The organism is Arthrobacter sp. TE12231 (assembly GCF_054062895.1).
Map to the genome: position 1 here is coordinate 476,533 of NZ_JBSSFS010000001.1, position 26,542 is coordinate 503,074.

Sequence of the window (26,542 nt, forward strand, 5' to 3'; positions counted from 1 at the left end):
GACAGGCGGGAAATGACCCCGCGTTGTGGTGTTCCGGTGAAATCCGGCTCAGTGAACGAGCTCGCGGGTCATGCCGAAGGGCACCTGGTCGGACAGAGCCGCCGTGTAGTGGCCCGGCCTGTGCCGCGTCAGCAGGATGCCGTGGGTTCCGGCGGTCATCGCGAGCCGCTGAAGGCCGAGGACGGCGTCGTTGAGGCGGTCATCGAGGACTTTGCGGCTGTCGACCTGGATCTCAATGGTCGGGGTAACTTGGGTCATAGCACAGTCTTTCTTGGAGTTCTTTTCTTGGCCCCAATTGAATGGACAATAACGTCATATTTATAGGGGCGTCAAGTCGCCGGACGGCCGCTTCCGGCCCTCAAAATGCGGTCCGGGCGAGTGTCGCGGCGTGGACCTGCGGATCCTTTTCAACCCGGGACCTTCGGCACTGGACAGATTCCGCGCGAGGCGAACGGGCCAGATGGCTGCCGGAGCGCCTGCCCGGGCCCCCGAGGGGACGGCCGTCAGGGCCCCGCCCGCGTACTCTGCGTATCGAATGCCGGACAACCGGGATAATCTTCTGCAGAGAATGTCCACAAACGGCGCAAAGGCGGCACGGCACCATGGCAGAAGCACAATCGGATAAGTCGCATGGCCGGTGGCGGACCTTCCACGAGAAGTTCGTCGTCGAGGAACGGTTCATGAGCGTGTCGGCGCGCCGGAATCTCTACCGCACGGCCGTCGGGCTGATGATCCTCGGCGTCGTCCTGTTCGTCGTGATCCTGACAGGTGTCCTGCAGCACGGCGGCATCTCGGCGGCCGACGAGCCCGTGCGGTCCTGGCTCGTGACCCTGCGCGGTGAACCCGCCACCACCATCATGATCATCCTGGCGATCGTGTTCGGCCCCATCGGCCTGCCGATCATCGTCCTGATCGTCACCGTGGCCTGGGGATTGGCCGCCACGCATGCATGGCGGCCCATGCTCCTGGCCGGCGCTATGCTGACTGGCGTGATCCTGGCGCAGGTCATTGGCCGGATCGTGGAGCGCCACCGCCCTCCCGTGGACCTGATGCTCTTCGGCGCCGACACCACCTTTTCCTTTCCGTCCGGCCATGTCCTGGGCGCGTGCGATTTTCTGCTGGTGACCACGTACCTGGTCTTTTCGCGCCGGAAGAACCCGCGGTCGGCCATCATCGCCTTCATCGTGGCGGGGATCGGGATCTTCTTCGCGGCGGTCAGCCGCCTCTACCTCGGCTACCACTGGATGACCGATGCCCTGGGCGCCTTCTCGATCTCGCTCGTGGTGCTGGGCGGGGTCATTGCGCTGGATACCTGGCGGACGGCCCGGATTCCGGGGGAGCGGATCACCGGAACGCTGTCCACCGCCGACGCCGGCACCGACTAAGCCCGGGCACGGACTAAGCCCGGGCACGGACTAAGCCCGGGCACGGACTAAGCCCGGGCACGGACTAAGCCCCGTCAGCGGCTGCGCGCCCGTTTGAGTTCGGCGCGCAGCCGCGCATTGGCGGCCTCGAGTTCCATCACCTTGGCCACCCCGGCCAGGTTCAGGCCTTCTTCCAGGAGTTCGCTGATCCGCCGCAGCACCGCGAGGTCAGCATCGCTGTACTGCCGTGTGCCGCCTGCGGTGCGGTCCGGGGTGAGCAGTCCCCGCCGCTCGTAGAGACGGATGTTCTGCTGTCCCGTGCCCACCAGGTGTGCCACCACGGAGATGGCGTAAAGACCTGCCTCCGACCCGCTCTCCGCCATGGTTTTCCTCCCTTTGCTGCGATTTCCCCCTTGCAGCAGTGTGTCACCGGTGCTATAAAAAATCTATACCCCTCACCATAGAAAAACGGTGACGGGTGATGGAGAAAATGGAGCCAATTCGCGCTGAAGGAGTGGGAAATGATGTTAATTCGGACGGACCCGTTCCGTGACTTTGACCGGTTCGCCCAGCAGGTCTTCGGAACGACGGCGCGCCCCGCCGCCATGCCCATGGACGCGTGGCAGGAGGACGGCGAATTCGTCGTCGCCTTTGACCTCCCGGGCGTCAACGTCGACTCGATCGGGCTCGATATTGAACGCAACGTCCTGACGGTCCGGGCGGAACGGCGGGACCCCGTGCAGCCCAATGTGGAACTGACGGTCTCCGAGCGCCCCCGCGGTGTTTTCAGCCGCCAACTGATCCTGGGCGAGACCCTGGACACCGAGAACGTCAAGGCCCATTACGCGGACGGTGTCCTGACCCTCCGCGTCCCCGTGAAGGAACAGGCCAAGCCGCGGAAGATTGAAATCACCCATTCGCAGGACAACCTGCAGGAGATCGGCAAGTAGTCCCGGGAGCCTGCGCCGGGCACCAGGCCCGGCGCAGGCTCCGGCTTCACACGGCGGAGCCCGATAATGCCCTCGAACAACCCCGACCCCCGCGGCTACTACGCACTCCTGCACGTGTCTCCGGACGCGAGCCGGGAGGAGATCGGCCGCGCCTTTCGGGCGCTGATGCGCCTGCACCATCCCGACGCCGGAAGCTCCGGGGCCGGTCGCGGTACCGGCGATTCCGGTGCCGGCGAGGTGAGCGCGATCCTGGACGCCTTCGCCGTGCTGCGGGACCCGAGGATGCGGGCGGACTACGACGCCGGCGGGCGCCGGGCGGCCGGCCCGGCCGGCACGTCGACGAGCGGGGCCGGACACGGCGGCCGTGACATCCCGGTGCGCATCATCCGGCGCCGGGAACCGCTTCTGCGGGTGTTCCCCGTCCGCTGGGAACCAGAGCACCGCCGGGAGCAGCCCCCACGCAGAGGTCACTGAGCAGGGGTTACTGGCCCTGGCCGCCGACCCCAATCACCAGCAACTCCCACGGAGGAGGAGAACGTCCATGAGCGCATGGCGCCGCTACGATTCACACCTGATGCCGGTGTTCCACGAACGCTTCGAGAAGCGCTGGGGCCAAGGCACGGCACCGTTCCTGGATCCGGAGGCGCACGAGGCCCCGCTGCCCCGGGCCCAATGGATCAACGTCGATACCGGCGCGGCGCTGGCCGTGGTTCCGGTCTGGACCGCTGAGGACAACCAGCACCGTTCCTTTGGCGTGTTCTACCTGCCGCCCGCGGGTGATATCTGGGTGCTGAGGCCCGGCTTCACCGAGTACCTGGAACCTTCGGCGGACGAGGCTGAGCAGCTCGTGGGCCTGCGGAACGACGCCTTCCGTAAGGCGGTGGCTCACGCCAAGGACTTCCTCTTCGGGCCGGAGACGTCGGTTTTCTGAGCCGCCAGGGGGCCGGGCTCAGTTGTTGGCGGCCGCGTAGACGTTGAGGCTGCAGGAGAACACGATCCACGAGACGTAGGGCAGCATGAGCAGGCCGGCCGCCCGGCTGGCGACGCCGAACAGGACGGTGGTTGCCGAAGCGGCCACGGCGTGCGCCACGATGACCAGAAGGGCAAACCAGAGGGCTGCCGTGCCGATCATCGGATACATGCCGAAGAACAGCGGCGCCCAGGCCACGTTCAGGAGCAGGAGGATGCCGTAGACCGTCATGGCGCCGTTGTGCTGCCCGGCGTCCGGCGCGGATTTCACCCCGGCGCCCCTTCCGGAGCGCTGCCGCCATACCAGCCATGCAGCCACGGCCATGGTCGTGTAAAGCATCATCCAGACCGATCCGAAGGCCCAGCCCGGCGGAGTCCACGGAGCCTTGTCCGCCGCCGCATACCAGCCGCCGGCGTTGCTGATGATGACCTGCGAGGCCAAGTAGGCCACCGCGTGTGAAACCGCGAGGAAACCGACGAGAACCGCTCCCTGCCGGCGCGGCCCGGGCCGTGCCGACGGCCGGCGGTCGACGGCGTGTTCAATTTTCACTTGCACGGATCAACACTGGCCAATGCCCCGGCGTCCGTCAAACCGGCGAGGTCGTGGCGCCCGCTCCGGGGTGAGGCCTAAGATCAGTCAACCACCACCGAAACTACATAGGGGTCCTGTCGATGAACGCTTCCGCCAAGGAGTTGGCCGCCCTTCTTCCGCCCGGCTTTACCTTGGGCGTGGCGACGTCCGCCTTCCAGATCGAGGGCGCGCTCGATGAGGACGGCCGCGGCCCGTCCGGGTGGGACGTCTTCGCCGCGAAGCCCGGAGCGATCGTGGAGGACCAGAGCCCCACGGTCTCCTGCGACCACTACCACCGGATGCCCGAGGACGTGGCCCTCATGAAGGACCTCGGGATCGATTCCTACCGGTTCTCGCTGTCCTGGCCGCGGATCCAGCCCGGCGGCAGCGGACCGGTGAACCCGGCCGGGCTGGGTTTCTATGACCGGCTGATCGACCTGTTGCTTGAGAACGGGATTTCCCCCATGGCCACCGTCTACCATTGGGACACCCCGCTGCCGCTGGAGGAAGCCGGCGGCTGGATGAACCGGGACACGGCGTACCGGCTGGGCGAGTTCGCCGCCATCGCCGCGGCTGCCTTCGGGGACCGCGTGGACCGCTGGGTGACGGTCAACGAGCCCGCGACCGTCACCACCAACGGCTACGCCCTGGGCATGCACGCGCCCGGCGAAGCTCTCATGCTGAAGGCGCTGCCCAGCGTGCATCACCAGCTGCTGGGCCACGGCCTGGCGCTCCAGGCGCTGCGTGCCGCCAACGTACGGGGCGAAATCGGCATGACCAACGTCTACTCGCCGATGGTCCCGGCCAGCGCCAACCCGCTGGACAAGCTCAGCGCCGGACTCATGGACGTGGCACAGAACCGGCTCTACGCGGATCCCGTGCTGCTTGGCAAGTACCCCGACGTCATCCGCGCAGCCACGTTCTTCTCCTCCTCCTTCAGCCCCTCCAGCGAGGACATGGAACTGATCTCCCAGCCCCTGGATTTCTACGGCCTGAACTACTACATGCCCACCCGCGTCGCGTCAGGTCCGGGAGAGGGGGCCGTGCCGCCGGGCATGGCGGAGGCGATGGGGGACGACCTCAGCGGGACGCCCGGGGCGCCGTTCCACATAGCGTCGTTCCCGGACACGGAGCACACGGCCTACGGCTGGCCGGTCAAGCCCGACTACATGGCCGTCGCCCTGGCCGAGATGGCCGAGCGCTACCCGGACCTGCCGCCGGTCTACATCACCGAGGGCGGGGCGAGCTTCGAGGACGTCGTGGTCCGGGACGCCGCGGCGGACCGGCGGATCATTCCGGATGAGCGCCGCTTACGGTATCTGGCCGACCATATCGGCACGGCTCTGGAAGCCACGCGCCCCGGCGGTGCCGCCGAGTCCGTGGACCTTCGCGGCTACTATGTCTGGTCCCTCATGGACAACTTCGAGTGGTCCGCCGGGTACAAGCAGCCATTCGGCCTGGTCCACGTCGATTTCGACACCCAGGTCCGCACGCCGAAGGCCTCGTACTACTGGCTGCAGGAGGTGATCGCGGCGCGCCGCGCGGCGTCCGCCGCGCACGTGCCCGGGGCCGCCGCCGTCGGACAGCAGGAGCCAGACGCCGACGCCGAACCGCCCCGCCCGGCGGGCTGAGGCCCTTACCCGGATCAACGTCAGCGCAGACCTAGCTCAGAGCAGGTCCAGGTCCTGCAGGCCCTTGGCGAGTCCGGCGCCATCGGGAGAGTAGATCCAGGGAACGGAGGATCCCGAGTGGTCGCCGGAATCGGAGTGGCCGCCGGCCAAGACGGCCTCGCTGGCCGAAAGCTGCCGGATCCCGATCGCGGCCACCCGGTCCGGGTGCTCCTGGGCGAAGCCGGAGTAGATTTCTTCATCGTGCTGGCCGTTGTCGCCGAACAGCAGCCAGCGCATGTTCGGGAACTCCTGGGCCAGGAGTTCAAGGTTCCGCCGCTTGTGTTCCTGGCCGCTGCGGAACCAGCGGTCGTGGGTCAGGCCCCAGTCCGTGAGCAGCAGGGCGCCCGAGGGATAGAGGTTCCGGGCGATGAAGCGGGCCAGGGTGGGCGCCGCGTTCCACGGCCCCGTGGACAGGTACAGCACCGGCGCCTCGGGGTGCTCGACCTTGAGCCGGTCCATCAGAACAGCCATGCCTGGCGTGGCCATCCGGGCGCGTTCGTTCAGGACGAAGGTATTCCACAGCGCCAGGAAAGGCCGTGGGAGCGCCGTGACCATGATCGTGTCGTCAATGTCCGAGACAATGCCCAGCCTGGTGTCGGCTGAGATCACGAAAATCCTGGCCTCGACCGGTTCCGTTCCCTCGGCCCGCAGCGTGGCCGTATGCCAGCCCGGGTTCAACGCCACGGGAACCACGGTGTCGACCAGGCCGCCGCGGTCCGCATGGACGCGGGTGGTGACGCCGCCGAGCCGGATCTCCACCTCGGTGAACTGGACGGGGACGCTTGTGAAGGCGCGCCAGCCGCGGAAGTTCTGGTTGCCGTTCTGGACAAGTCGCTCTGCCTTGCTGCCTGGCACGGGCTTGCTGGTGAGGACCACCCGGCCCAGGACCCGGACCCACTCGGTCGAGCCGTAGCCCTGATAGGCGACGGTCTGCGGGATGAACTTCCAGCGTCGGGCCGTCTTGAGGCGCAGCCCATTGACGGTGTCCGACACCCAGTGGGCGAGCCGAAAGGCCCTGGTGCCGGACACGGGCTGCTGATGCGCTGGTTGTGACGCCAATTCCATGCCCCCACTCTCCCACAGCGCCGGACTCCCGCCGTGCGTGTGACTAGCCCGAGGCCGCAGTGCCGCGACGGCGGTCCGGGAGCCGGACGCCCCGCGACGCACGGCCTACCAGGGAAGCGACTCGCCCAGCAGCCGGCGCAGTGCGGCGGCGTTGCGCACGGCGTTGCCGCCGCCGTCGTTGTTGAAATAGGCGAAGACGTCCTTGCCGTCCGCCCGCCATTCGCCAATGCGCGCAGCCCACCACTGCAGGTCCTCGTCCGGGTATGAACCGGCGTAGAGCGCGTCGCGGTCCGGGCCGTGCAGCCGGATGTAGACGAACGGGGCCGTCGCGCGCAGGACGCACGGGAGCCCGGCACCGCTCATGATGCAGTACGCCGCGCCGTGCCGCTCCAGCAGGGCATACACGCCGGGGTCGTCCCAGCTTGGGTGGCGGAACTCCACGCTGACGCGGATCCACTCGGGCAGCGCGGCGAGAAAATAGTCCAGCCGGGCGTCGTCCCGCCCGAAGTCCGGCGGCAGCTGGACGAGCAGGACGGCCCGCTTGTCGCCGAGCTCGTGCCAGCACCGGGTGATGCGCTCCACCCACGCCTCCGGGGCGTAGAGCTTCTTGCCGTGGGTCAGGCCGCGCGGAGCCTTGACGGACATGGCGAAGCCATCGGGCAGGCGGCGCCGCCAGCCGGCGAACGCGTCCTCCCTGGGCCAGCGGTAGAAGCTGGCGTTCAGTTCCACGGTGTCGAAGCGGGCCGCGTAGTGCGCCAGCCTGTCCCGGGCCGGCAGGCCCGGCGGGTAGAGGACCCCCTCCCAATGGTCATAGCTCCAGCCTGACGTCCCGATCCGCACAGTGCCCGTGCGGTCAGTATTCATGTGCTCTGCCATGCCGGTCCGTGCCCCTCCGCTTCCGTGCCCCGGCCCGCCTAGACCTCTCCGGCCCAGTCGCCGGCATGCGTGGCGAACGCCGCCTCCCAGCGCTGCCGCTCGGCGTCGGGCAGCGGCCCGCGCACCACGGCGGCTGCCGCCGCGTCCAGATTGGCCGGCTGCGAGGTTCCGACGATCGCCGTGGAGACGCCGGGGCTGAACGCCGAGAACCGCAGTGCCGTGCCCTGCCAGTCATCGGCCTCCGGCTTCAGGTCCATCTCACGAAGCCGGTGCCAGTACGTCTCGCCGTACACGCCGGTGGGGCGGTCCGTGTGCCGCCACGGCGCGTTGGCCAGGGGGCGTTTGGCAACCACTCCCAGTCCGCTCCGCGCCGCGCCGGGCAGCACCTCGCGGAGGGAACGTTGGTCTGCCAGGTTCACGGACGACTGTACGGCGCCGAAGACGCCGGCCGAGGCGGCCCAGGCGAGGGCCTCGTTCTCGCCGCTGTACCCCGGCACCCGGACCTTGCCCGCGTCCACGCAGGCAAGCAGCGCCTGCACGGCATCGCCCCGCTCCAGCACCTCGAGGGGGCAGGAATGCAGGAAGACGACGTCGATCGTGTCAGTGCCGAGCGTGGCCAGCGCCTCGTCGACGCCGCGGGTCACCGCGGTGGCGCTCCAGTCCGTTGCGCCCTCGACGCCGTAGCCCACCTTTGTAGACAGGACGACGTCGTTGCGGTGCGCCGGGAGCCAGGAGCCGATGCGTTCCTCGGACAACCCGTAGCCCCGGGCCGTGTCGATGAAGTTGATGCCCAGCTCCAGCGCCCGGTCCAGGAGCGCATGGGCCTGGCGTTCTGTCACGTCGTCGTAGCCGATGTGCCCGGCGCCGAAGCCCAGGGCGGAGACCTGCAGTGACGATGATCCGAAGTTCCGTTTCAGCATGGATGGATCCTAGCCCCGCGGGCCCGTCCTTCCGCAAACCGGGAAGGCCCTGCGCCGCGCGCCGTCAGCAGCGCATGCGGCGCCAGTGCGCACCGGTGCGCACCGCCGTCGTGCGCCGCCTGCGGACGCCGTCGTCGGGCGCCCTCATCGTGCCGCCTCCTCGAACCCGGAGAGCCGGTGTGGCACTGTAAGTGTCATGGCACGCATCGAGGATTACGCAATGGTCGGCGATCTGCACACCGCCGCCCTGATCAGTACAGAAGGTTCCATCGACTGGCTCTGCCTGCCGCGTTTCGACTCGCCTGCCTGTTTCAACGCGCTGCTCGACACGCCCGCGGCCGGACGGTGGCTGCTGGCGCCGGCAGGCGGCGGTGAATGCACCCGGCGCCGCTATCGCGCAGACACCCTGATCCTGGAGACCGAATGGGAGACGCCCGAGGGGGCGGTCAGGATCATTGACTTCATGCCGCCACGTGACGAGGTGGCGGACATCGTGCGGATCGTAGTGGGCGTCCGCGGCACCGTGCGGATGCGCGGCGAGCTGGCGCTGAGGTTCGACTACGGCCATATTGTGCCATGGGTCCGCCACGACGAGCACGGCATCCACGCCGTTGCAGGGCCTGACGCCGTCTACCTCGTGACTGAGGCGCCGCTGCGCGGCGAGCGGATGCACACGGTCAGCGACTTCACCGTCACGGCCGGGGAGCGCGTTCCCTTCGTGCTGACCTGGAGCCCCAGCCACCTCGCCCGGCCGCGCACCGTGGACCCGGAAGCGGTCCTGGTGTCCACTGAGGAGTTCTGGCACAGCTGGTCTGCCAAGTGCACGATCACCGGGCCGTACCGCGACGCGGTCCAGCGCTCGCTGATCACGCTCAAGGCCTTGACCTTTGCCCCCACCGGCGGCATCGTCGCCGCCGTCACGACGTCCCTGCCGGAGGAGATCGGCGGCACCCGGAACTGGGATTACCGCTTCTGCTGGCTCCGCGACGCCACCCTGACGCTGCAGGCGCTGCTGGCCGCAGGTTACACGCAGGAGGCCGGTGCATGGCGTGACTGGCTGCTCCGTGCCGTCGCCGGGGATCCCGCCGATCTGCAGATCATGTACGGACTCCACGGGGAGCGCCGCTTGCCGGAGACCGAACTTCCCTGGCTCAAGGGATACGAAAATTCCGCTCCCGTGCGCACCGGGAACGGCGCGGCAGGGCAGCTGCAGCTGGACGTCTGGGGCGAGGTGCTCGATTGCCTGTCCCTGACACGGAACTCCCTGCTGAAGCACACCGACGACGCCTGGGACGTCCAGGTGGCCCTCATGGAACACCTTGAGACGGCATGGCGCCAACCGGACAACGGGTTGTGGGAAATGCGCGGTCCGCAGCGCCACTTCACGCACTCCAAGGTCATGGCATGGGTGGCGGCGGACCGCATGGTCAAGGGCGTCCGGGACTTCGGCCTGACCGGCCCGGCCGACCGCTGGGAGGAGCTGCGTGACACTATCCACGCCGAGGTCATGGCCAACGGGTTCGACGCCGAACGCAACACGTTCGTGCAGTCCTACGGGCGGCCGGAACTGGACGCGAGCCTGCTGCTGCTGCCCCGGGTCGGCTTCCTTCCGCCGGATGATCCGCGCATCATCGGAACCATCGACGCCGTCCAGCGCGAGCTGACGCACGACGGCTTCCTGCGCCGCTACCTGCCAACGGAGAGCGGCGACGGGCTCCCCGGCGAGGAAGGGGTGTTCTTGGCGTGCTCCTTCTGGCTGGTGGAGGCCCTGATCGGGGCGGGCCGGCGCCATGAGGCCCGGGAACTGTTCGAACGCCTGCTGGCGCTGCGCAACGACGTCGGACTCCTCAGTGAGGAGTGGGGCGTCGAGGCCGGCCGGCAGCTGGGCAACACGCCGCAGGCCTTCAGCCACTTCGCCCTCATCATGAGTGCACTGGAGCTCCATGATGACGGTGTCCGCCGCAGCGACACCCCGCTGGACGCGGGCGGCGCCGCGCGCCACCCCGGACCAGCCGAACACGCCGGGCTGGCGGGACACCCGGCTCACGGCGGGACCCCGCGCCCTTGATCCGCCGCTGACACGCGCTTAATCGGCGTCGGTCAACCGCGCCCCTGAACTGTGCCCGACATTAATTGTGCCTCAAGGGAATTATGCCCACGGCGGGCGCCTGAGCATGCCAAGCGCCGGCCCGGCGGCGTTCCGGCGCCCGTCCGGGCGTGCAGCCGGCGAAGCCTTCGGGGCTTTCGCCCGGCCGTCAAGTAAGTATACTTACTAATATCCCGGCACGGGATATGGCGGGGGATACATGGAACGAGGAGTGTGCAATGGCGGGATATTTCGAGCTCGTGGACGCGCCCGAGGGCGGCTACCGCATTCGGATGTTGGACGGTGCGGGCGAACTGATGGCGGTCTCCATCACCTTTCCCAGCAAGAGGGCGGCGGTGGCCGGCGTCGCCCAGGCGCGGGAGATCGCCGGAACCGGCCTGATCCGGGACCGCAGTTCCGATGCCCCGGCCGCCCGGCACGGCTCGACGCCGCGGGTGATCCGGCGGGCCCTCGGCACGGCCGGGCGCTCAGCGCCCGCGACCGGCGGCTCGCTGGCGGCCGGGAAGAGGACGCGTGCCCGCCACTGATCGGCGCTGAACGGATGGGGCGCTGAACGGATGCGGCCACGCTGATCCGATTGTCGCGCAGCCCGGCTACCCGTCCCGTGGTCCGGGGAACTTCTTCCAGGCCTTAGCGAAGTCCGCCTCGGCCTGGGCGGCCAACTGGCCCTCGCGGGCGTGCAGCCGCCCGAAGGTGAACCCGGGTTCGCCGCTGCCCGCGGCACGCCGTCCGAGTTCACTCAGCAGGGTCTGTGCCACCACGCTGTCCTGGTGCAGGCCCAACGCGGTTTGAATGTGCCGCGCCGCCAGGGCCATCCGGGCAAGCCTTTTCGCGTCCCCTTTCCCGGCCACGGTAGCGGCGAACTCGGCGGCATAGCGCAGACGTTTGGCCGATTTGCGGACCTCGTGCAGACCTTCATCCCGGGACGCGGCTTCAGCGTGGGAAGGGATACCCGGTCCGCCGTCGGCCCGCGGAGCCAACCCGTCCACCGAGCGCCTGAGCCGTGCCTCATCCTTGGCCACGAGCTTCCGCACAGTCTTATGCGGAGGCCGGGAGGCCTTGGCGGTCAGCGGGACGGCGGTGACAAACTCCGCCAGCCGGCCGAGCAGGAGGGCATAGCGTTCGCCGTCGAGGGCCACGATCACATTTTCCATGCCCGCGGCGGCGGAGGCATCCAAAGTTTCGTCGATCCGTTCGGCCGCCGGGCCGATAACCAGCCCCGGGGGCTCTTCGGCGAGCAGTTCCCTGAGCCGGTCCTGAACCACCGTCGGGTCCCGGGCGGCGCCGAGCACCCCGGAGATCCACTGGAGCTCGGTGCGGATGTCATCAGCGGCGCCGGCGGCAAAGAGGGTTCGTCCCGTGGCCAGCAGCGAACGGAGCCGCCGGGCCGCGACGCGCATCTGGTGGATGGCTTCCGCCTGTCCGGCCCTGGCGCCGGGGCCGTGTCGGCGCAGCTCGCCCAGTTGTTGTCCCAGATAGGCCTGCAGAACATCCCCCGTGGTGGTCGCCATGCTTTACTGTACTGACTTCCCCGGTGCCCGGACAGAGCCCTTCGTACCGGTTACAGTAGGGCCATGGATCCGCGGGGGAATCGGGACGCCGGCCCTGCCGGAACGCGTCTGCTGGGCCGTCTGGCGGTGCCGCTCGTTGCCCTGGCGATGCTGCTCGCGGGCCTGGTCCTGCTGGCCCGGCCGGTGCCGCAGGAAGACTTCGGCTGGTTCGCCTATGCCCCGCTGGCCGCCCGGCCCGTCGTGCCGCAGGGGCTGGTCTTCATGGGCGCCGAGACCTGGACCGGCGTTGCCCTGATCGGCGCCGGCCTGCTGGTCCTGGCGTTCTGGTCCGGCTACCGTGCGGGGCGACAGGTCCGGGACGGGCGGATCGGCAACGGGCAGATCAGGGACCGCGACGACGACTCCCGTTAGGGCCGCGTCCGCCCGACCTCGTGAGGGGGCAGTTCGCGGCAGTCGGGGCGCGCAACACTGCCGTGACCGGCCCACTCGGCGGTAGGCTGGCCGGGCAACGGCGCACGCGCGCACCAGTCGAGGAGGACCCCCATGAGCCAGCACCACACCCCCGGACGGGTTGCCGTCGTCACCGGAGCAGGATCCGGCATCGGCCGGGCGGTGGCCCGGCTCATGCTGGCCGAGGGCTACCGGGTGGTCCTGGCAGGCCGGCGGGAAGAGCCACTGCTGGAGACAGCGGCCGGCCACCGCCAGGCGCTCGCGGTACCGTGCGATGTCACCGTCCCCGCCGACGTCGAACGGCTCTTCGCCGCGGCACTGGAGCAGTGGGAGCGGGTGGACGTGCTGTTCAACAACGCCGGCGTGTTCGGCCCCGCCGCCTCGGTGGACGAGATTACGGTGGCGGACTGGAACGCGACCGTAGCGGTAAACCTCACGGGATCCCTCCTCTGCGCCGCCGCCGCCGTCCGTGCCATGAAGGCCCAGTCGCCCCAGGGCGGCCGGATCATCAATAACGGCTCCATCGCGGCCCATTCGCCCCGCCCCAAGACCGTGGCCTACACGGTGACCAAGCACGCGATTACCGGGCTCACCAAGAGCATTGAGCTCGACGGGCGCGGGTTCGGCATCACCTGCGGACAAATCGATATAGGCAATGCGGCCACGGATCTCATGGACGAGATCGGCGTGGGCTCCGGGGCCGTGCAAGCCGACGGCAGCCGCAGGGCCGAACCCACATTTCCGGTGCAGGACGCCGCCCGGGCCGTGCTGCTCATGGCCGGGATGCCGGCGTCGGCCAATGTGGGGTCCCTCGTGGTCACGGCCGCCGGCATGCCGTTCATCGGCCGGGGCTAAGGGGCCGGATGCACAGCGGGACTCGTGTCGAGCCGTCGATACCTGTTGCTTCGCAGTGGGATCCTGTGACAGCCTCGAAGTGATCCCGTCGCCGGGGCGACGACGGGCGACAGAGAAGGAGCCCGGCATGGGACTCATCCATATCGACCTTTTCACCACACTCGACGGCGTCGCGCAGGCACCCGGCGGCCCGGACGAGGACGCCGACGGCGGTTTCGCGTTTGGCGGCTGGCAAGCGCCTCTCTTGGACGAGGTCGTGGGCGAGCAGGTCGAATCCGGGATGGCGGGGATGGACGCGCTGCTGCTGGGGCGCAGAACCTACGACATTTTCGCCGCGTACTGGCCGCACGCGGACGGGAGCATCGCGCGGCTGTTCAACCGCCTTCCGAAGTACGTGGCCTCGCGCCAGACGCCGACTCTCGAGTGGGCCGACTCCGCCCTGCTCGGTCCTGATGTCGTCGCCGCCGTCCGCGAACTGCGCGACCGGCACGCCAACATCCACGTCATCGGCAGTCTTGACTTCGTGCAGACCCTGTTCGCCGAGCGGCTCTTCGATCGGCTCACGCTCTGGGTGTATCCGATCCTCCTCGGCCGTGGAAAGAAGGTCTTCGCCGACGGGGTCGTTCCGACGAACCTCGCACTCATCGAGCCGGTCGTCGCCTCACCGAAGGGTGCGGTGCTGCAGCGCTACGCGCTCGCCGGTGGCACGCCTGGCGTCGGCGATATGGCGGCCCGCAACAAGGAAGGCTAGGGCGTGTTGTCCATGCCCTAGAGGGGCAGGAGCGCCGAGAGGTCCGCGCGCAGTCCCGAGGCGGCAACCTTGCCGGCCGCGACGGCATCCGCCCAGCTCAGCTGCCCGCTGACCATCGCCAGCCAGGTGGCGGCGTCGCACTCGATGACGTTCGGGGGAGTGCCGCGCGTGTGCCGCGGGCCCTCCACGCATTGTGTGACGCCGAACGGCGGGACGCGCACTTCCACGGAGTTGCCGGGTGCCCGGGCGGTGACCTCCTCCAGCGAGTAGCGCACCGCCGTCGCGATCGTGCTGCGCGGGACGGTGCCGGCGGCCCCGCTTCCCGGCACTGTGGCTCCCGGCAGTGTGGCTCCCGGCAGTGCCGGGGTGGCGTCCTGCCATGCGGCGAGCGCCGCGCGGCCCTCGTCCACGGCGATGCGTCGGCGCGATACGGCCACGTTCCTGCCTCCAGCCTGGCGATGTCACGGCCGCCGCTCGGCGGCCTCCCACCAGCCTATGCCACCGAAAGGGCCGGTCCGGAAGGGTCCGGAAGGTCCGTGATCGGCCGTGACCGGCCGTGACCGGCCGTGACCGGCCGTGACCGGCCGCCGGGCTGCCTCGGACCGGAGCGGACGTCCCAGTCCAGAAGTGTCAGTCCAGCAGTGTCAGTCCAGCAGCGTCAGTCCAGCAGTGTCAGTCCAGCAGTGCCGCGACGGCCCGGCCGAGCCGGATCTTGCCGACGGGGCGTCCGCCGCCCAGGACGGGGTCCACTACTTTGTCCAGCACGCTGGAAACTTCGGGGATTTCGACGGCGCCCGAGGCGGCCAGCAGGGTCAGCCCGACGAGGGTCGTGGCCCGGATGTTGCCGTCGAGCATCTTGATGGCGACGGAGACGCCCTGCCGGGTGGCCATGACCAGCACCCCTTCGGCGCCGATCTTGGCCAGGATGCCGAGTTCGTCCATGACGATCGTGTTGGTCTGTCCACGGCCCTGGACGGCCCAGGGGTAGTCCAGCATGGATGTGGCGATCGTGGCGGCGCGCGCGTTGGAGTTCTTGTCGCCCGGAGCCTTGGCCAGCTTCGAGTAGGCCCGGGCCAGACCGGTCAGGGAGACGGCGGCCACCGGCGCGCCGCAGCCGTCGATCCCGAGATGCGCAATGCGTTCGCCGCAGTACTCCTCGATCACGGAGCGGATGCGCTGCTGCAACGGGTGGTTGGGTTCGAGGTAGCTGTTCTTGTCCCACCCGTTCTCCGTGCACGCCCAGAGGAACGCCGCATGCTTGCCCGAGCAGTTGAAGGCAAGCCTGGACTTGCCGCGCTCGGTCTGGACGAGCCAGTTCCGGGCCGTCTCGTCCTGCGGCCAGTCGGCCGGGCACTGCAGCTGGTCCTCCTTGGCTCCGGCCGCCTTGAGCATGCCTTCCACCACATCCATGTGGTCAAGGGATCCGATGTGGCTGCCGCACGCAATGGCCACCTGGGCACCCCGCAGAGGCACGCCGGACTGCATCGAGGCCAAGGCCTGCAGCGGCTTGAGCGTGGACCGGGCAAAGATGGGGGCGGTGACATCGCCGAGCTCGATCACCACGGTTCCGTCCGCGGCCATCACTACAGCCGAACCGATGTGGCGGGACTCCACGAAGCCGCTGCGTTCGATGACTGCCAGTTCGACGGCGGAGTCGACTGTGAAAGTTGCATGCGGGTTCAAAGCCATGCAGCAAGTGTATGGTGCCGGGTGCGGATACCCCGGTTATTCCACGGTCACCATGACCGACTGCCAGCCGGAGGCGCCGTCCGGCACCGGATCCGCCCGCTTGTCCGTTTGCACCTGGCCGGTGCCGTCCGTGGCGCGGACCTTGATGTAGTGCGGGCCGGGCGTGGCATCCCAGTCCAAGGACCACTGCCGCCACGTGATGAGCGAGGCCTCATCCGAGAGCACAGCCTCGGTCCACGGACCGTTGTCGATCTGCACCTCGACCTTGGTGATGCCGCGGGTCTGGGCCCATGCGGTGCCCCCGAGCGCGACTTTTCCGGCCGGGACCTTGGCGAAGGACTTGGGCACTTCCACCCGGGCCATGGTCTTGATCGGGCCCCGTTCGGACCAGCCCCGCTGGGTCCAGTACGCCTTGTTGTCGGCGAACCGGGTCACTTCCAGGTCGACCACCCACTTGGTGGCCGAGACGAAGCCGTAGAGCCCGGGGACCACCATCCGGACCGGGTAGCCGTGTTCGAGCGGGAGGGGTTCGCCGTTCATGCCGATCGCCAGCATCGCGTCGCGGTCGTCCTGGAGGACCTCCAAAGGGGTAGAGGCGCTGAAGCCGTCAACCGACGTGGACAGCACCATGTCCGCGCCCTGCGTGGGCCGTGCCATCTTCAGGACGTCGCGGATGGGCATGCCCAGCCATTTGGCGTTGCCGGCGAGGTTGCCGCCGACCGGGTTGGACACGCAGGTCAAGGAAACATGGGATTCGATGAGCCGGGCGTCGAGGAGGTCCTGGAAGGTGAGCCTGACCTCCTGTTCCACGAGGCCGTGGATGCGCAGCTCCCAGTCCTGGGCGTTGATTTCCGGCACACTGAGGGCCGTGTCGATTCGGTAGAAATCCTTGTTCGGGGTCAGCCACGGAGTAACGCCGGGGGCTTTGGACTGCACACCGGCCGGGACCGCGGCGGCGGCCTTGGCAGGTGCAGGCAGTTGCAGCGACTCACGCGCCGCCGCCACGTTACTGCGGGCGGCGCTGAGCATCCGGCCGCCGGTGGCGGCAATGGCCGAGGCGGCCGCGGTGATGCCGGCGGCGGCGAAGAATCCGCGCCGGGTGGTCGCCGGGCGCTCGGGTTCCTTCGCTGCGCGGTCGGCCGCCTGGTCCGGCCATTCCTGCATCCGCCACAGCCGCGTGATCAGGAACCGGAGTACCACCAGCCCGGCCGCGGTGCCGATCAGGGACGGGACGGCGTCGACCGGTTTGACACTGGCCCGCGTCACCACGCTCCCGACGATCACGGCGCCCATCAGCAGCACTCCGGCCACGCCCAAGGCCCACTTCCGGTAGGCCACAATGCCGAGCACGCACGCCAGGAGCAGGATCGTGACACCCATGCCGACGAACAGCGCCGCCTTGTCGTTGGTGCCGAACGTTTCAACGGCAAAGTTCTTCATCCATAGCGGCGTAAAGTCGATGAACGTCGAGCCCAAGGCAATCAGGGGCGTTGCCCGCGTGGTGAAGAAGGCACCAATCAGTTCCGCGACGGACAGGACGACGGCGGCGGCGGCCACTCCGGCCACCGCGGCCAGGGCTGTGGCGCCGCGGGACCGCTTGCTGGGCTTCATGCTGGGCTTTGTCATATAGGCCATTCGTAGCCGCAGGGCCGCCGGATTTGTCTAGCGAGTGGACATGCTCCCCGGCGACCCGTCGAAAGGGACATGCTCCGCGGCCCCTCGGCAGCGAATGGACATGCTCCGTGGCCTCGTGCCGGGGACTGGACATGCTCCTTGGCCCGGGGGACATGTCCAGCCCTGGTATCCGGGAGAGGACATGGCGGCATTGTGTCCAGTGGCGGCGGCCGGGACCGGGCATGTCCGGGGGAGTCTCTGGGCAAGGGCGTAGGCCGAGGAGTGATGTCGTGCCTGACGGAAGGGCATGTACCGCGGCCACTCGGCAGCGAATGGACATGCTCCGCGGCCACTCGGCAGCGAATGGACATGCTCCGTGGCCGCGTCCCGGGGACTGGACATGCTCCTTGGCCCGGGGGACATGTCCAGCCCTGGTATCCGGGAGCGGACATGGTGGCATTGTGTCCAGTGGCTGCGGCCGGGACTGGGCATGTCCCACGGATTACGCGGTGCCGGGGCATGTCCGGGCATCTCCCGGGCGGAAGATTGAGCATGTCCAGCGGCCGACACAGCTTAGGAGCCTGCGGGGTGCACCACGTACCCTTGGAGACTGTGAAGGTACTTGTCATCGGCCCCGGCGGCCGCGAACACGCCATTGTCCGATCCTTGCTTGCAGACCCCAACGTGTCCGAGGTCCACGCGGCCCCGGGCAACGCCGGCATCAGCGCGCTCGTCCCCACCTACGCGATCGACGCGAACGATCCCGACGCCGTCGCCGCGCTCGCGGTCAAGCTCACCGTGGACCTGGTGGTGGTCGGTCCGGAGGCTCCGCTCGCCGCCGGAGTGTCCGACGCCGTCCGAGCCGCCGGCATCCCGGTCTTCGGGCCCAGCAAGGCCGCTGCCCAGCTGGAAGCGTCAAAAGCCTTCGCCAAGGAGGTCATGGCCGAGGCCGGCGTCCCCACGGCGATGGCCCGTGTGGCCTCCAACGCCGAGGAAGCCGCCGACGCCCTCGACACCTTCGGCGCCCCCTACGTCGTCAAGGATGACGGGCTCGCCGCCGGTAAGGGTGTTGTGGTCACCTCCAACCGCGACGAGGCCCTGGCGCACGCCCAGAGCTGCTTCGACGCCGGCGGCACCGTGGTCATCGAGGAGTTCCTGGACGGCCCCGAGGTCTCCGTGTTTGTCCTCTGCGATGGCCGGAACACCGTCGCCCTGTCCCCGGCACAGGATTTCAAGCGCATCTTCGACAACGACGAAGGCCCCAACACCGGCGGCATGGGAGCGTACACCCCTCTGGAATGGGCCCCCGACGGCCTGGTCCAGGAAGTCATCGACCGCGTCGCCCAGCCCACGGTCAACCAGATGGCCCACCGCGGCACGCCGTTCGTCGGCGTCCTGTTCGTCGGCCTGGCACTGACCTCGCGCGGCACGCGGGTCATCGAATTCAACGTCCGGTTCGGTGATCCCGAAACCCAGGCCGTCCTCGCCCGGCTCAAGACACCCCTCGGCGGGCTGCTCATGGCCGCCGCGAAGGGCGAACTGGACAAGGTGCAGCCGCTGCGCTGGTCCAAGGACACCGCCGTCGCCGTCGTCGTGGCCGCCGAGAACTACCCCGGCACCCCGCGGACGGGCGACCGCATCCGGGGCCTGAAGAAGGTTGACGCGCTGGACGGCGTCCACGTCATCCACGCCGGCACGAAGCTGGACGAGGAAGGCCGCGTGGTCTCCGCCGGCGGCCGCGTCCTGGCCGTCGTGGCGCTGGGCACCGACCTCGTGGAGGCCCGCGAGCGGGCGTACGACGGCGTCGAACTCGTCCAGCTGGATGGCAGCCAGTTCCGCACCGACATCGGCCGCAAGGCTGCCCGCGGTCAAATCCAGGTGACGACGCCGGGTGCCCCGGCCGCGTCGAAAGCGAAGGCATGACCGTGACGGATCCCGCAGCTTCGACCCCCGGCCCCGCACAGTCCGGCCCCGCACAGTCCGGCCCCGCACAGTCCGCCACCCCGCCCAAGGGCGGTCTGGACACCGCCACGCAGGACCTGCCGGGCTGGCAGCACGTCTACTCCGGCAAGGTCCGTGACCTCTATGTCCCCGCGGACGCGGCCATCACGGAGCGCGTCGGCCAGGACTGCGTCCTGGTGGTGGCCAGCGACCGCATCAGCGCCTACGACCACGTGCTGGCCAGCGAGATCCCGGACAAGGGACGCATCCTCACCCAGCTCAGCCTGTGGTGGTTCGAACAACTCGGCGTCGCGCACCATGTCCTCGCCTCCACGGTCGACGGCGGTGTTCCCGCCGCCGTCGAGGGCCGGGCGATGATCTGCAAAAAACTGGACATGTTCCCGGTCGAGTGCATCGCCCGCGGCTACCTCACCGGCTCCGGGCTCCTGGAGTACCGCGAGTCCGGCACCGTGTGCAGCATCCCGCTGCCCGCCGGCCTCGTGGACGGATCGCGGCTGGATGAAGCCCTCTTCACGCCGTCGGCGAAGGCCGAGGTAGGCGAGCACGACGAGAACATCACCTACGACGCCGTCGTTGGCCTCGTCGGTGCGGAGGTCGCGGCCAAGCTCCGCGAGCTCACCCTGGAGATCTACACCAAGGCCGAGGACATCGCGCGCGGCCGCGGCATCATCCTGGCCGACACCAAAGTGGAGTTCGGCGTCGACGCGGCGACCGGCGTGATCACCCTGGGCGACGAGGTGCTGACCCCGGATTCCTCACGTTTCTGGGATGCGGCCACGTACCGGCCCGGGCAGGCCCAGCCGTCCTACGACAAGCAGTACGTGCGCGACTGGCTGACCTCGCCGGCCTCCGGCTGGCACAAGGCCTCCGACACGCCCCCGCCGGCCCTTCCGGCCGACGTCGTGGCCCGCACGCGCAGCCGCTACGTGGAGGCCTACGAGAAGCTCACCGGCCGGACGTTCGCCTAATCCGGCGGTCCCGCCGCCACCGTTCGCCGGGCCCATCACGGGACCCGGCCGTACGGCCTGTGGGGCGGGGCTAGGCTTCGGCGGACGCTGCCTCCGCGCGCCGCTGGGCGAGCCGGATCTCGAGCACGGCATCCAGTGCCTGCTGGACCCGGTCCGAAGCTCCCGCCGCGCTGAATTCCTTCTGGGCTTCCTCGAGGTAAACCAGGGCCTCGGCGGATTCCCCGGCAGCCTTGAGGGCCTTGCCCAGCAGCAGGGACACTTCGCCGGCCGTGTGCCGGGCCAGCGACTCGCGCTCCGCGTGGATTTCGCGCAGCTTCTGGACGGCCGCCACGATGTCCCCGGTGAGGTAGAGCCAGCGGGCCCGGATAAAAGCGACTTCCAGCTGGTCGGTCTTGTTGCCGCCCACAATCGAGAGGGCCAGTTCGGCGCGTTCGATCGAGGACAGGGTTTCGGGTTCGACGATCCCCGAGGAGAGCCGGACCGCCGCCGAGGCCTTGTTGAACCGGGCCCACAAGTCGATGTCGTTCGCCGGGGAGAGCAGCCGGCCGGCACGCTCGTGGTATTTGATGCCCTCGGCGTAGTCGTGGCGCATGAATGCTACGTTGCCGATCACCCAGGCGACCTCGCCGGCGAGCTGGGACATGGAGTGGTCATCCATCTGGTCGTTCATGGCCTGGCAGTACTCCCAGGCCTCATCCAGCCGGCCGCTCTCGGCCAGGGCGCCGATGAGCGCCCGCAGCGCGCCGATAATCATCGTGGAGCCCTTGGGCAGCTGGGCGCAGAGGCGCACCGCTTCCTGCGCATGTTCGACGGCGGCCGTCAATTGGCCCTGCCCCTGCGAGGCGGCGGCGAGCATCTGTTGGGCGCGGACGCCGAGCCCGGCCGATTCCGCGGCCATCGGGTGCTCCAGGAGATTCCGGACGACGTCCTTGCACTCCTGCCAGAGGCCCTGCTTGATCAGGCACTCGGCCTGCATATAGGTCATGTTCCACCAGGCGCTGGTGTTCTTGGCTTCCAGGGCGATCTTGGCGGCGGCGGCGGCGTGGGTGGCGGCCACTGGGTAGTCGCGGAGGTCCCAGGCCTGCCGGGCGTACAGTCCCGCGAGCACATATTCGGCGTCGCTGACGGACACCGGCTGGCTCCAGGCTTCGAGCGCTTTGGGGGCAAGTTCGAGCCGGCGCGCAAGCTCTTCGATGACATCGGCAGTGGGCTCGCGGCGTCCGGTTTCCAGTAGCGAGATATAGCTGGGGGAGTACAGGTCACGGCCCAGTTCCGCTTGCGTCAGGCCCCGTTCGAGCCGTTCCGCGCGGAGCTTCTCCCCAAATCCGTTCCCCACGGACACCTCCTAATTCCGGACATTCTTTGTACTAAATGCTTGACAGTCTCTGTGGAAACCATTTTACAATGTGTGTCAACAAGGGTAGTGCTGACTTGGTTAAGGACCCCGACTCTTATTGAGGAACTCTATGTTGAAGAAGATTGCAGCCGGCGCCGTTCTGGCGGGCGCACTGGCATTCTCCGCCGCGGCTCCGGCCGTGCTGTCCGCTGCTTCACTTACCGATGTCTCACACGTTGCCGCGGTCGGCAACTGGCCGGATCCCATGCGCACGGCCCAGGCGGTCGGCAACTGGCCCGATCCCATGACCCACTCGCTCAACGTCGGCAACTGGCCCGACCCGATGTAACAGATTCGATGTGACAGATCCGGCGCAGCGCCTGCCGGCCCGCGTCACAAACATCCACCACGGCTATCCAGCGCAGCCCCGGGGACTGTTTCCCGGGGCTGTGCCGCGTCCGGCCCAAATCCCCGGCGGAAGGATTTTCCTATTTTCGCGGGGGACCAAAAGTGCGGGCAAAGAAAAAGAGGACCCCCCGCGTGGAGGGCCCTCTTTTATCTGTGGTCGGGATGACAGGATTTGAACCTGCGACCTCGTCGTCCCGAACGACGCGCGCTACCAAGCTGCGCCACATCCCGATCCGTTGCTTCAAAAGCAACTTCACAAGAGTATCCGATCATGGCCCCGGATGTGAAATCGGGCGTGAAACAGGGTGGAACACCGGTGCATGGGGACGGGTTCGTGGACGTGAAGACGGCGTACGACGCCGGGACCGGACGCCGGACGCCGCCGTGCGAACCGCGGGGGAGCGGATCAGACCAGGGAGTCTTTCCAGGCGCCGTGGAGCCGGGCGAAGGCGCCGCCGTCGCCGATCAGCTGCCCGGGCGTGCCGTCCTCGACGACGCGCCCGTCGTGCACCACCAGGACCCGGTCCGCGGTCTCCACGGTGGAGAGCCGGTGGGCGATGATGAGCGCGGTCCGTCCGGCGCCGTGCGCGCCGTCCGGGCCGGCTTCCCGCGGGCTGGTCTCCCGCGTGCCCTGCAGCAAGCCGGCGAGGCCCTGCTGGACCATGCGCTCCGACGGGATGTCCAGCGACGAGGTTGCCTCGTCCAGGATGAGGACGGCCGGGCGGGCCAGGAAGGCCCGGGCGAAGCTGATCAGCTGGCGCTGTCCGGCGGAGACGCGGCCGCCTCGCTTGTTGACGTCCGTGTCGTAGCCGTCCGGAAGTTCCGTGATGAAGGCGTGTGCCCCCACGGCCCGGGCGGCGTCCTCGATCTCCTCGCGGGACGCCTCGGGCCGGCCCAGGGCGATGTTGTCCGCGACGGAGCCGCTGAACAGGAAGGCCTCCTGGGTGACCATGACGACGTTGCGGCGCAGGTCTTCGGTGGTGAGCTGGCGCAGGTCCACGCCGTCGAGGGTGAGGGATCCGGCAGAGACGTCGTAGAAGCGGGCGATCAGCTTCGCCAGGGTGGACTTGCCGGCGCCGGTCTGCCCGACGAGCGCGACCGTCTGGCCGGCGGGGATGTGCAGGTCCAGCCTCGGGATGATCACCGGGCCGTCGCCGTAGCGGAATTCGACGCCGTTGAAGTCGATACTGCCGCGCGCGTAGGGCAGGGGCACGGGCGTCTGCGGCGGCCGGACGGTGGGGATTTCCTCAAGCAGGCCCGAGACCTTTTCCAGGGCCGCCTGGGCGCTTTGGAAGGAGTTGTAGAACATGGCCATCTGGTCCACCGGCTGGAAGAAGCGCTTGGTGGACAGGATCAGGGCCAGGAGCACGCCCACCGCCAGCTCGCCGCTGAGGACCCGGAACCCGCCCGTGAGTAGTACGACGGCGACGCAGACGTTGCCGATCAGCACCAGTCCGGGCTGGAAGATACCGTTGAGGTTGATGGAGCGGACGGTTGCGCGCCGGTAGTCCTCGGAGAGTTCGGCGTAGCGCGCGGCATTCTCGCGTTCCTTGCGGAATGCCTTCACCGCGCGGATGCCGGTCATGGTCTCCACGAAGTGCACGATCAGCCGGGCCGAGACCACCCGGGATTCGCGGAAGGCGATCTGGGAATGCTTCTGGTACCAGCGGGCCAGGAAGTACATGGGTACGCCCGCGGCCAGCACCAGCACACCGCTGCGCCAGTCCAGGGCGAACACCGTGATGGCCGTAAAGGCCATGAACAGCACTCCCGAGGCCAGCGAGCTCACGCCGGAATCCAGCAGTTCGCGCAGGGCCTCCAGATCCGAGGTCTGCCGGGCGATGATCCGGCCGGAGGTGTACTTCTCGTGGAATTCCAGGCTCAGCCGCTGCGTGTGGCGGAAGACCCGGACGCGAAGATCCAGCAGCATCGCCTGGCTGAGCCTGGCTGTCGACGTGACGTAGAGGGCGGTCAGGCCCGCCGTAGCCGCGGCAGCGGCCAGGTACGCGACGCCGGCAAACGCGAGGGGCAGGCTGTTGCCGGCCCGCAGGGCCGGGAGCGCGTGGTCGATTCCGAAGGCTATCAGCGCCGGCCCGGCCACGCGGGCTGCCTGGGACAGGACGACAGCGCCGATTGTCAGCCAGAAACGCGCCCGGACGGGGCGGATCAGGGAACCCAGCAGGGCCAGGGAGCGCCGCCGGACGGCCTTGCTCTCGGTCCTGGTGAGGTGCGCGTTGTCCTCGTTAGCGGTGCCGAATGTTGCGCTGCTCATCGGGAAATCTCCTCGGACCGGTCGTCGAAGGCGGACAGTTCTGAATCCAGGTCCCGCGGTTCCGTGTCCAGGCTGGCGATCACGTAGCGGTAGTGGCTGTTGGTGGCGAGCAGCTCCGTGTGGGTTCCGACGGCGGTGATCCGGCCGTCCTCGAGCAGAGCCACGCGGTCGGCCAGCGCCACCGTGGAGGGCCGGTGGGCCACGATCAGCGTGGTGGTGTCCGCGAGGACTTCGCGGAGCCTGGCCTCAACGAGGACCTCGGTGTTCACATCGAGTGCCGAGAGCGGGTCGTCCAGGACCAGCACGGCCGGTTTCGCTGCGATGGCACGGGCCAGGGCGATGCGCTGGCGCTGGCCGCCGGAGAGGCTCAGGCCTTCCTCGCCGATCAGGGTGTCCACCCCGTCCGGCAGCGAATAGGCGAAGTGGGCCTGGGCGACGTCGAGGGCTTCCTCCAGGGCCGCGTCGCGGCTGTCCGCCGGGCCGGCGTCGGGCGCTCCGAGCAGGACGTTGTCGCGGACGGAACTGGAGAACAACGTGGTGTCTTCGAACGCCACGGCAACGACGGTGCGCAGATCCTCCACGCTGAACTCGCGCAGATCCACGCCGTCGATCGTGATGGCGCCGCCGGTGACCTCGTAGAGGCGGGGGACCAGTTGGAGCAGGGCGCTCTTGCCGCTGCCTGTGATGCCGACCAAGGCCATGGTCTCCCCGGGCCGGAGGTCCAGGCTGATGTTCTTGAGGATCGGCTTGTCCGGGGCGTCCTCGAACGCGAATGAGGCATCGTGGAAGCTTAGGGCACCCTTCAGCTCAGCCGGCCGGCGCGGCTTGTCCGGGCTGGTGATCGTGTTCCGCGCGTCCATGACCTCGAAGTGCCGGTCCACCGCCGACTTCGCGGTGAGGGCCATGGCCAGCAGCATGCCGCAGAACTCGACCGGCGCTGCCACGACGGCGGCGGTGGCGAAGAAGGCCACGAGGGACCCGATGGAGAGCTGGTCCGTGGAGGCGAGCATGATGCCGACGACCAGCCCGGCGCCGAGGGCGAGCTCGGGCAGCAGCGTCACGACAAGGCTGAAGGTCGCCAGGTGTTTGGCCTTGGCAATCTCGGTCTGCCGGAGCTCCTGGGCCTGCTCGTTGAAGTTCTCCAGCGCCTCTTGGCTGCGGCCGAAGGCCTTCAGGACTCGGATGCCGTGCACGGATTCTTCGACCGTTGTGGCGAGGTCCCCGGCCTGGTCCTGGCTGCGGCGGGCCACCTTGCTGAACCGGGTGCGGAAACGGAATCCGTAGATCATGATCGGCACGGCGGCGGCCAGGAAGATCAGGGCCAGCTGCCAGCTCATTGAGAACATCACCGCGACGCCGATCACCACGGTGAGCGTGGTGACCACCAGCATGATGGCCCCGAAGGCCATCCAGCGGCGCAGGAAATTCAGGTCCGTCATGGCGCGGGAGAGCAGCTGCCCGGAGCCCCAGCGGTCGTGGAAGGACACCGTGAGGTCCTGCAGATGCCCGTACAGGGAGACCCGCATCCGGGTCTCCACGGTGGTGGCAGGGTTGATGACGAACTGGCGGCGCAGGGCTACGAGACCGGCCTCGGCGATGCCCAGGACCAGGATCACGAGCGAGGCGGTCCACACGGCTTCCGCGCTGCCGCCGGGCTTGAGGGATTCGTTGACCAGCACGCGCAGCACCTGGGGGATGGCCAGTGCCATCAGGCTCGCCAGCAGCGCCGAGAGCAGACCCATGACCAGCCGGGGCAGTATCGGCCTGACGTGCGGGTAGAGACGGCTGATGGAGGTGAAGAATGAAGTCTGCTTGGCCATGCCTGCTTCTTAAGACGCCCGTGCGTAGAGAGCACCGTTGAATGTAGTTTCCTGTAGCAACTACCCTAGGCCATCATGTGACCGCATTCACCCGGCACTGGGCGGGCCCGTGGTCTCGGACAGTCATTACGATCCGCAATGAAGTCAGGGTACCGCTCCCCGGACCCCACGGGACATGTCCAGTCCTGGCCCGGACCCCACGGGACATGTCCAGTCCTGGCCCGGGCCCCACGGGACATGTCCAGTCCTGGCCCGGGCCCCACGGGACATGTCCAGTCCTGGCCCGGGCCCCACGGGACATGTCCAGCCCTGGCTCCCTGGAGTGGACATGATGCCACCATGCTCATTGCTCGCGAGCAGGGGAGGGCATGTCCCACGGGAAGGAGAGCCACCGGAGGGCATGTCCCGCGGACG

26 protein-coding genes and 1 tRNA gene are annotated in these 26,542 nt (G+C 68.7%); 13 read left to right on the forward strand and 14 right to left on the reverse strand.

Going from position 1 to position 26,542, the window contains the following annotated elements; genetic code table 11:
• Positions 1-48 precede the first annotated feature (48 nt).
• A complete protein-coding gene (locus ACVWYS_RS02100; RefSeq protein WP_091256002.1) occupies positions 49-258 on the reverse strand; it encodes a hypothetical protein in 210 nt (69 codons plus the stop codon).
• Positions 259-602: 344 nt separating this feature from the next.
• Here ACVWYS_RS02100 and ACVWYS_RS02105 point away from each other — a divergent pair, with 344 nt between their 5' ends.
• Complete coding sequence (locus ACVWYS_RS02105) at positions 603-1,385, forward strand: phosphatase PAP2 family protein (RefSeq protein WP_456509292.1); 783 nt, start codon at positions 603-605, stop codon at positions 1,383-1,385.
• Positions 1,386-1,459: 74 nt separating this feature from the next.
• Here the strand turns inward: ACVWYS_RS02105 and ACVWYS_RS02110 are convergent, their stop codons facing one another.
• A complete protein-coding gene (locus tag ACVWYS_RS02110; protein WP_456509293.1) occupies positions 1,460-1,747 on the reverse strand; it encodes a MerR family transcriptional regulator in 288 nt (95 codons plus the stop codon).
• Between the two features lie 138 nt (positions 1,748-1,885).
• Here ACVWYS_RS02110 and ACVWYS_RS02115 point away from each other — a divergent pair, with 138 nt between their 5' ends.
• From ACVWYS_RS02115 to ACVWYS_RS02125, 3 genes are all read left to right on the forward strand, one after another.
• The gene (locus ACVWYS_RS02115) at positions 1,886-2,314 is read left to right on the forward strand and encodes an Hsp20/alpha crystallin family protein (protein ID WP_272914140.1); all 429 of its coding nucleotides are present in this window, start codon (positions 1,886-1,888) and stop codon (positions 2,312-2,314) included.
• A 66-nt stretch (positions 2,315-2,380) separates the two neighbouring features.
• On the forward strand, positions 2,381-2,788 hold the full coding sequence (locus ACVWYS_RS02120; RefSeq protein ID WP_456508287.1) for a J domain-containing protein: 408 nt from the start codon (positions 2,381-2,383) through the stop codon (positions 2,786-2,788).
• 67 nt (positions 2,789-2,855) lie between these two features.
• Positions 2,856-3,245 (forward strand): hypothetical protein, encoded by a 390-nt coding sequence (locus ACVWYS_RS02125; RefSeq protein WP_116766173.1) that lies wholly within the window; start codon positions 2,856-2,858, stop codon positions 3,243-3,245.
• 18 nt (positions 3,246-3,263) lie between these two features.
• Here the strand turns inward: ACVWYS_RS02125 and ACVWYS_RS02130 are convergent, their stop codons facing one another.
• Positions 3,264-3,839 (reverse strand): TspO/MBR family protein, encoded by a 576-nt coding sequence (locus ACVWYS_RS02130; RefSeq protein WP_456509294.1) that lies wholly within the window; start codon positions 3,837-3,839, stop codon positions 3,264-3,266.
• A gap of 116 nt (positions 3,840-3,955) precedes the next feature.
• Here ACVWYS_RS02130 and ACVWYS_RS02135 point away from each other — a divergent pair, with 116 nt between their 5' ends.
• Positions 3,956-5,485: a GH1 family beta-glucosidase gene (locus ACVWYS_RS02135; protein ID WP_456509295.1), complete on the forward strand. Its 1,530-nt coding sequence runs from the start codon at positions 3,956-3,958 to the stop codon at positions 5,483-5,485.
• Between the two features lie 36 nt (positions 5,486-5,521).
• Here the strand turns inward: ACVWYS_RS02135 and ACVWYS_RS02140 are convergent, their stop codons facing one another.
• From ACVWYS_RS02140 to ACVWYS_RS02150, 3 genes are all read right to left on the reverse strand, one after another.
• Positions 5,522-6,589, reverse strand: coding sequence for an App1 family protein (locus tag ACVWYS_RS02140; RefSeq protein WP_456509296.1), 1,068 nt, complete (start codon positions 6,587-6,589; stop codon positions 5,522-5,524).
• Positions 6,590-6,694: 105 nt separating this feature from the next.
• Entirely contained in the window at positions 6,695-7,453 is a 759-nt protein-coding gene (locus ACVWYS_RS02145) for a DUF72 domain-containing protein (RefSeq protein ID WP_116766295.1), read from the reverse strand.
• A 50-nt stretch (positions 7,454-7,503) separates the two neighbouring features.
• On the reverse strand, positions 7,504-8,385 hold the full coding sequence (locus ACVWYS_RS02150) for an aldo/keto reductase (RefSeq protein WP_456509297.1): 882 nt from the start codon (positions 8,383-8,385) through the stop codon (positions 7,504-7,506).
• Positions 8,386-8,581: 196 nt separating this feature from the next.
• On the opposite strand from ACVWYS_RS02150, the gene ACVWYS_RS02155 reads away from it, so the two are divergent.
• Positions 8,582-10,453 (forward strand): glycoside hydrolase family 15 protein, encoded by a 1,872-nt coding sequence (locus ACVWYS_RS02155; protein ID WP_456509298.1) that lies wholly within the window; start codon positions 8,582-8,584, stop codon positions 10,451-10,453.
• Positions 10,454-10,710: 257 nt separating this feature from the next.
• Positions 10,711-11,019, forward strand: a complete 309-nt coding sequence (locus tag ACVWYS_RS02160; RefSeq protein ID WP_116766168.1) for a hypothetical protein — start codon at positions 10,711-10,713, stop codon at positions 11,017-11,019.
• A gap of 66 nt (positions 11,020-11,085) precedes the next feature.
• On the opposite strand, the gene ACVWYS_RS02165 is transcribed toward ACVWYS_RS02160, so the two are convergent.
• Complete coding sequence (locus ACVWYS_RS02165; protein ID WP_456509299.1) at positions 11,086-12,003, reverse strand: CHAD domain-containing protein; 918 nt, start codon at positions 12,001-12,003, stop codon at positions 11,086-11,088.
• A gap of 63 nt (positions 12,004-12,066) precedes the next feature.
• Here ACVWYS_RS02165 and ACVWYS_RS02170 point away from each other — a divergent pair, with 63 nt between their 5' ends.
• The 3 genes from ACVWYS_RS02170 to ACVWYS_RS02180 all read left to right on the forward strand — a co-directional run bounded on the left by ACVWYS_RS02170 (position 12,067) and on the right by ACVWYS_RS02180 (position 14,059).
• Entirely contained in the window at positions 12,067-12,414 is a 348-nt protein-coding gene (locus tag ACVWYS_RS02170) for a hypothetical protein (RefSeq protein ID WP_456508295.1), read from the forward strand.
• A 132-nt stretch (positions 12,415-12,546) separates the two neighbouring features.
• Positions 12,547-13,308 (forward strand): SDR family oxidoreductase, encoded by a 762-nt coding sequence (locus ACVWYS_RS02175; RefSeq protein WP_116766165.1) that lies wholly within the window; start codon positions 12,547-12,549, stop codon positions 13,306-13,308.
• Between the two features lie 127 nt (positions 13,309-13,435).
• On the forward strand, positions 13,436-14,059 hold the full coding sequence (locus ACVWYS_RS02180) for a dihydrofolate reductase family protein (RefSeq protein WP_456509300.1): 624 nt from the start codon (positions 13,436-13,438) through the stop codon (positions 14,057-14,059).
• Between the two features lie 17 nt (positions 14,060-14,076).
• Here ACVWYS_RS02180 and ACVWYS_RS02185 read toward each other — a convergent pair whose 3' ends face one another.
• From ACVWYS_RS02185 to ACVWYS_RS02195, 3 genes are all read right to left on the reverse strand, one after another.
• Positions 14,077-14,496, reverse strand: coding sequence for a sterol carrier family protein (locus tag ACVWYS_RS02185; protein ID WP_116766163.1), 420 nt, complete (start codon positions 14,494-14,496; stop codon positions 14,077-14,079).
• A gap of 235 nt (positions 14,497-14,731) precedes the next feature.
• Positions 14,732-15,748: an asparaginase gene (locus ACVWYS_RS02190; RefSeq protein ID WP_344366663.1), complete on the reverse strand. Its 1,017-nt coding sequence runs from the start codon at positions 15,746-15,748 to the stop codon at positions 14,732-14,734.
• 36 nt (positions 15,749-15,784) lie between these two features.
• Positions 15,785-17,374: a molybdopterin-dependent oxidoreductase gene (locus tag ACVWYS_RS02195; protein ID WP_456509301.1), complete on the reverse strand. Its 1,590-nt coding sequence runs from the start codon at positions 17,372-17,374 to the stop codon at positions 15,785-15,787.
• A gap of 600 nt (positions 17,375-17,974) precedes the next feature.
• On the opposite strand from ACVWYS_RS02195, the gene purD reads away from it, so the two are divergent.
• Together purD and ACVWYS_RS02205 are read left to right on the forward strand one after the other, a co-directional pair.
• Positions 17,975-19,285: a phosphoribosylamine--glycine ligase gene (gene purD / locus ACVWYS_RS02200; protein ID WP_456509302.1), complete on the forward strand. Its 1,311-nt coding sequence runs from the start codon at positions 17,975-17,977 to the stop codon at positions 19,283-19,285.
• Complete coding sequence (locus ACVWYS_RS02205; RefSeq protein WP_456509303.1) at positions 19,282-20,292, forward strand: phosphoribosylaminoimidazolesuccinocarboxamide synthase; 1,011 nt, start codon at positions 19,282-19,284, stop codon at positions 20,290-20,292. The genes purD and ACVWYS_RS02205 overlap by 4 nt, the downstream gene beginning before the upstream one ends.
• Positions 20,293-20,362: 70 nt before the next feature.
• Here ACVWYS_RS02205 and ACVWYS_RS02210 read toward each other — a convergent pair whose 3' ends face one another.
• Positions 20,363-21,628, reverse strand: a complete 1,266-nt coding sequence (locus ACVWYS_RS02210; RefSeq protein ID WP_116766294.1) for a helix-turn-helix domain-containing protein — start codon at positions 21,626-21,628, stop codon at positions 20,363-20,365.
• Positions 21,629-21,758: 130 nt separating this feature from the next.
• Between ACVWYS_RS02210 and ACVWYS_RS02215 the strand changes: the two genes are divergently transcribed.
• Positions 21,759-21,977 carry a hypothetical protein gene (locus ACVWYS_RS02215; RefSeq protein WP_116766158.1) on the forward strand — a complete coding sequence of 73 codons (219 nt, stop codon included), beginning with the start codon at positions 21,759-21,761 and terminating at the stop codon, positions 21,975-21,977.
• A 213-nt stretch (positions 21,978-22,190) separates the two neighbouring features.
• On the opposite strand, the gene ACVWYS_RS02220 is transcribed toward ACVWYS_RS02215, so the two are convergent.
• The 3 genes from ACVWYS_RS02220 to ACVWYS_RS02230 all read right to left on the reverse strand — a co-directional run bounded on the left by ACVWYS_RS02220 (position 22,191) and on the right by ACVWYS_RS02230 (position 26,128).
• Positions 22,191-22,267: transfer RNA gene (locus ACVWYS_RS02220), tRNA-Pro, on the reverse strand.
• A 175-nt stretch (positions 22,268-22,442) separates the two neighbouring features.
• The gene (locus ACVWYS_RS02225; RefSeq protein ID WP_456509304.1) at positions 22,443-24,308 is read right to left on the reverse strand and encodes an ABC transporter ATP-binding protein; all 1,866 of its coding nucleotides are present in this window, start codon (positions 24,306-24,308) and stop codon (positions 22,443-22,445) included.
• Positions 24,305-26,128, reverse strand: a complete 1,824-nt coding sequence (locus ACVWYS_RS02230; RefSeq protein WP_456509305.1) for an ABC transporter ATP-binding protein — start codon at positions 26,126-26,128, stop codon at positions 24,305-24,307. The genes ACVWYS_RS02225 and ACVWYS_RS02230 overlap by 4 nt, the downstream gene beginning before the upstream one ends.
• Between the last annotated feature and the right edge of the window lie 414 nt (positions 26,129-26,542).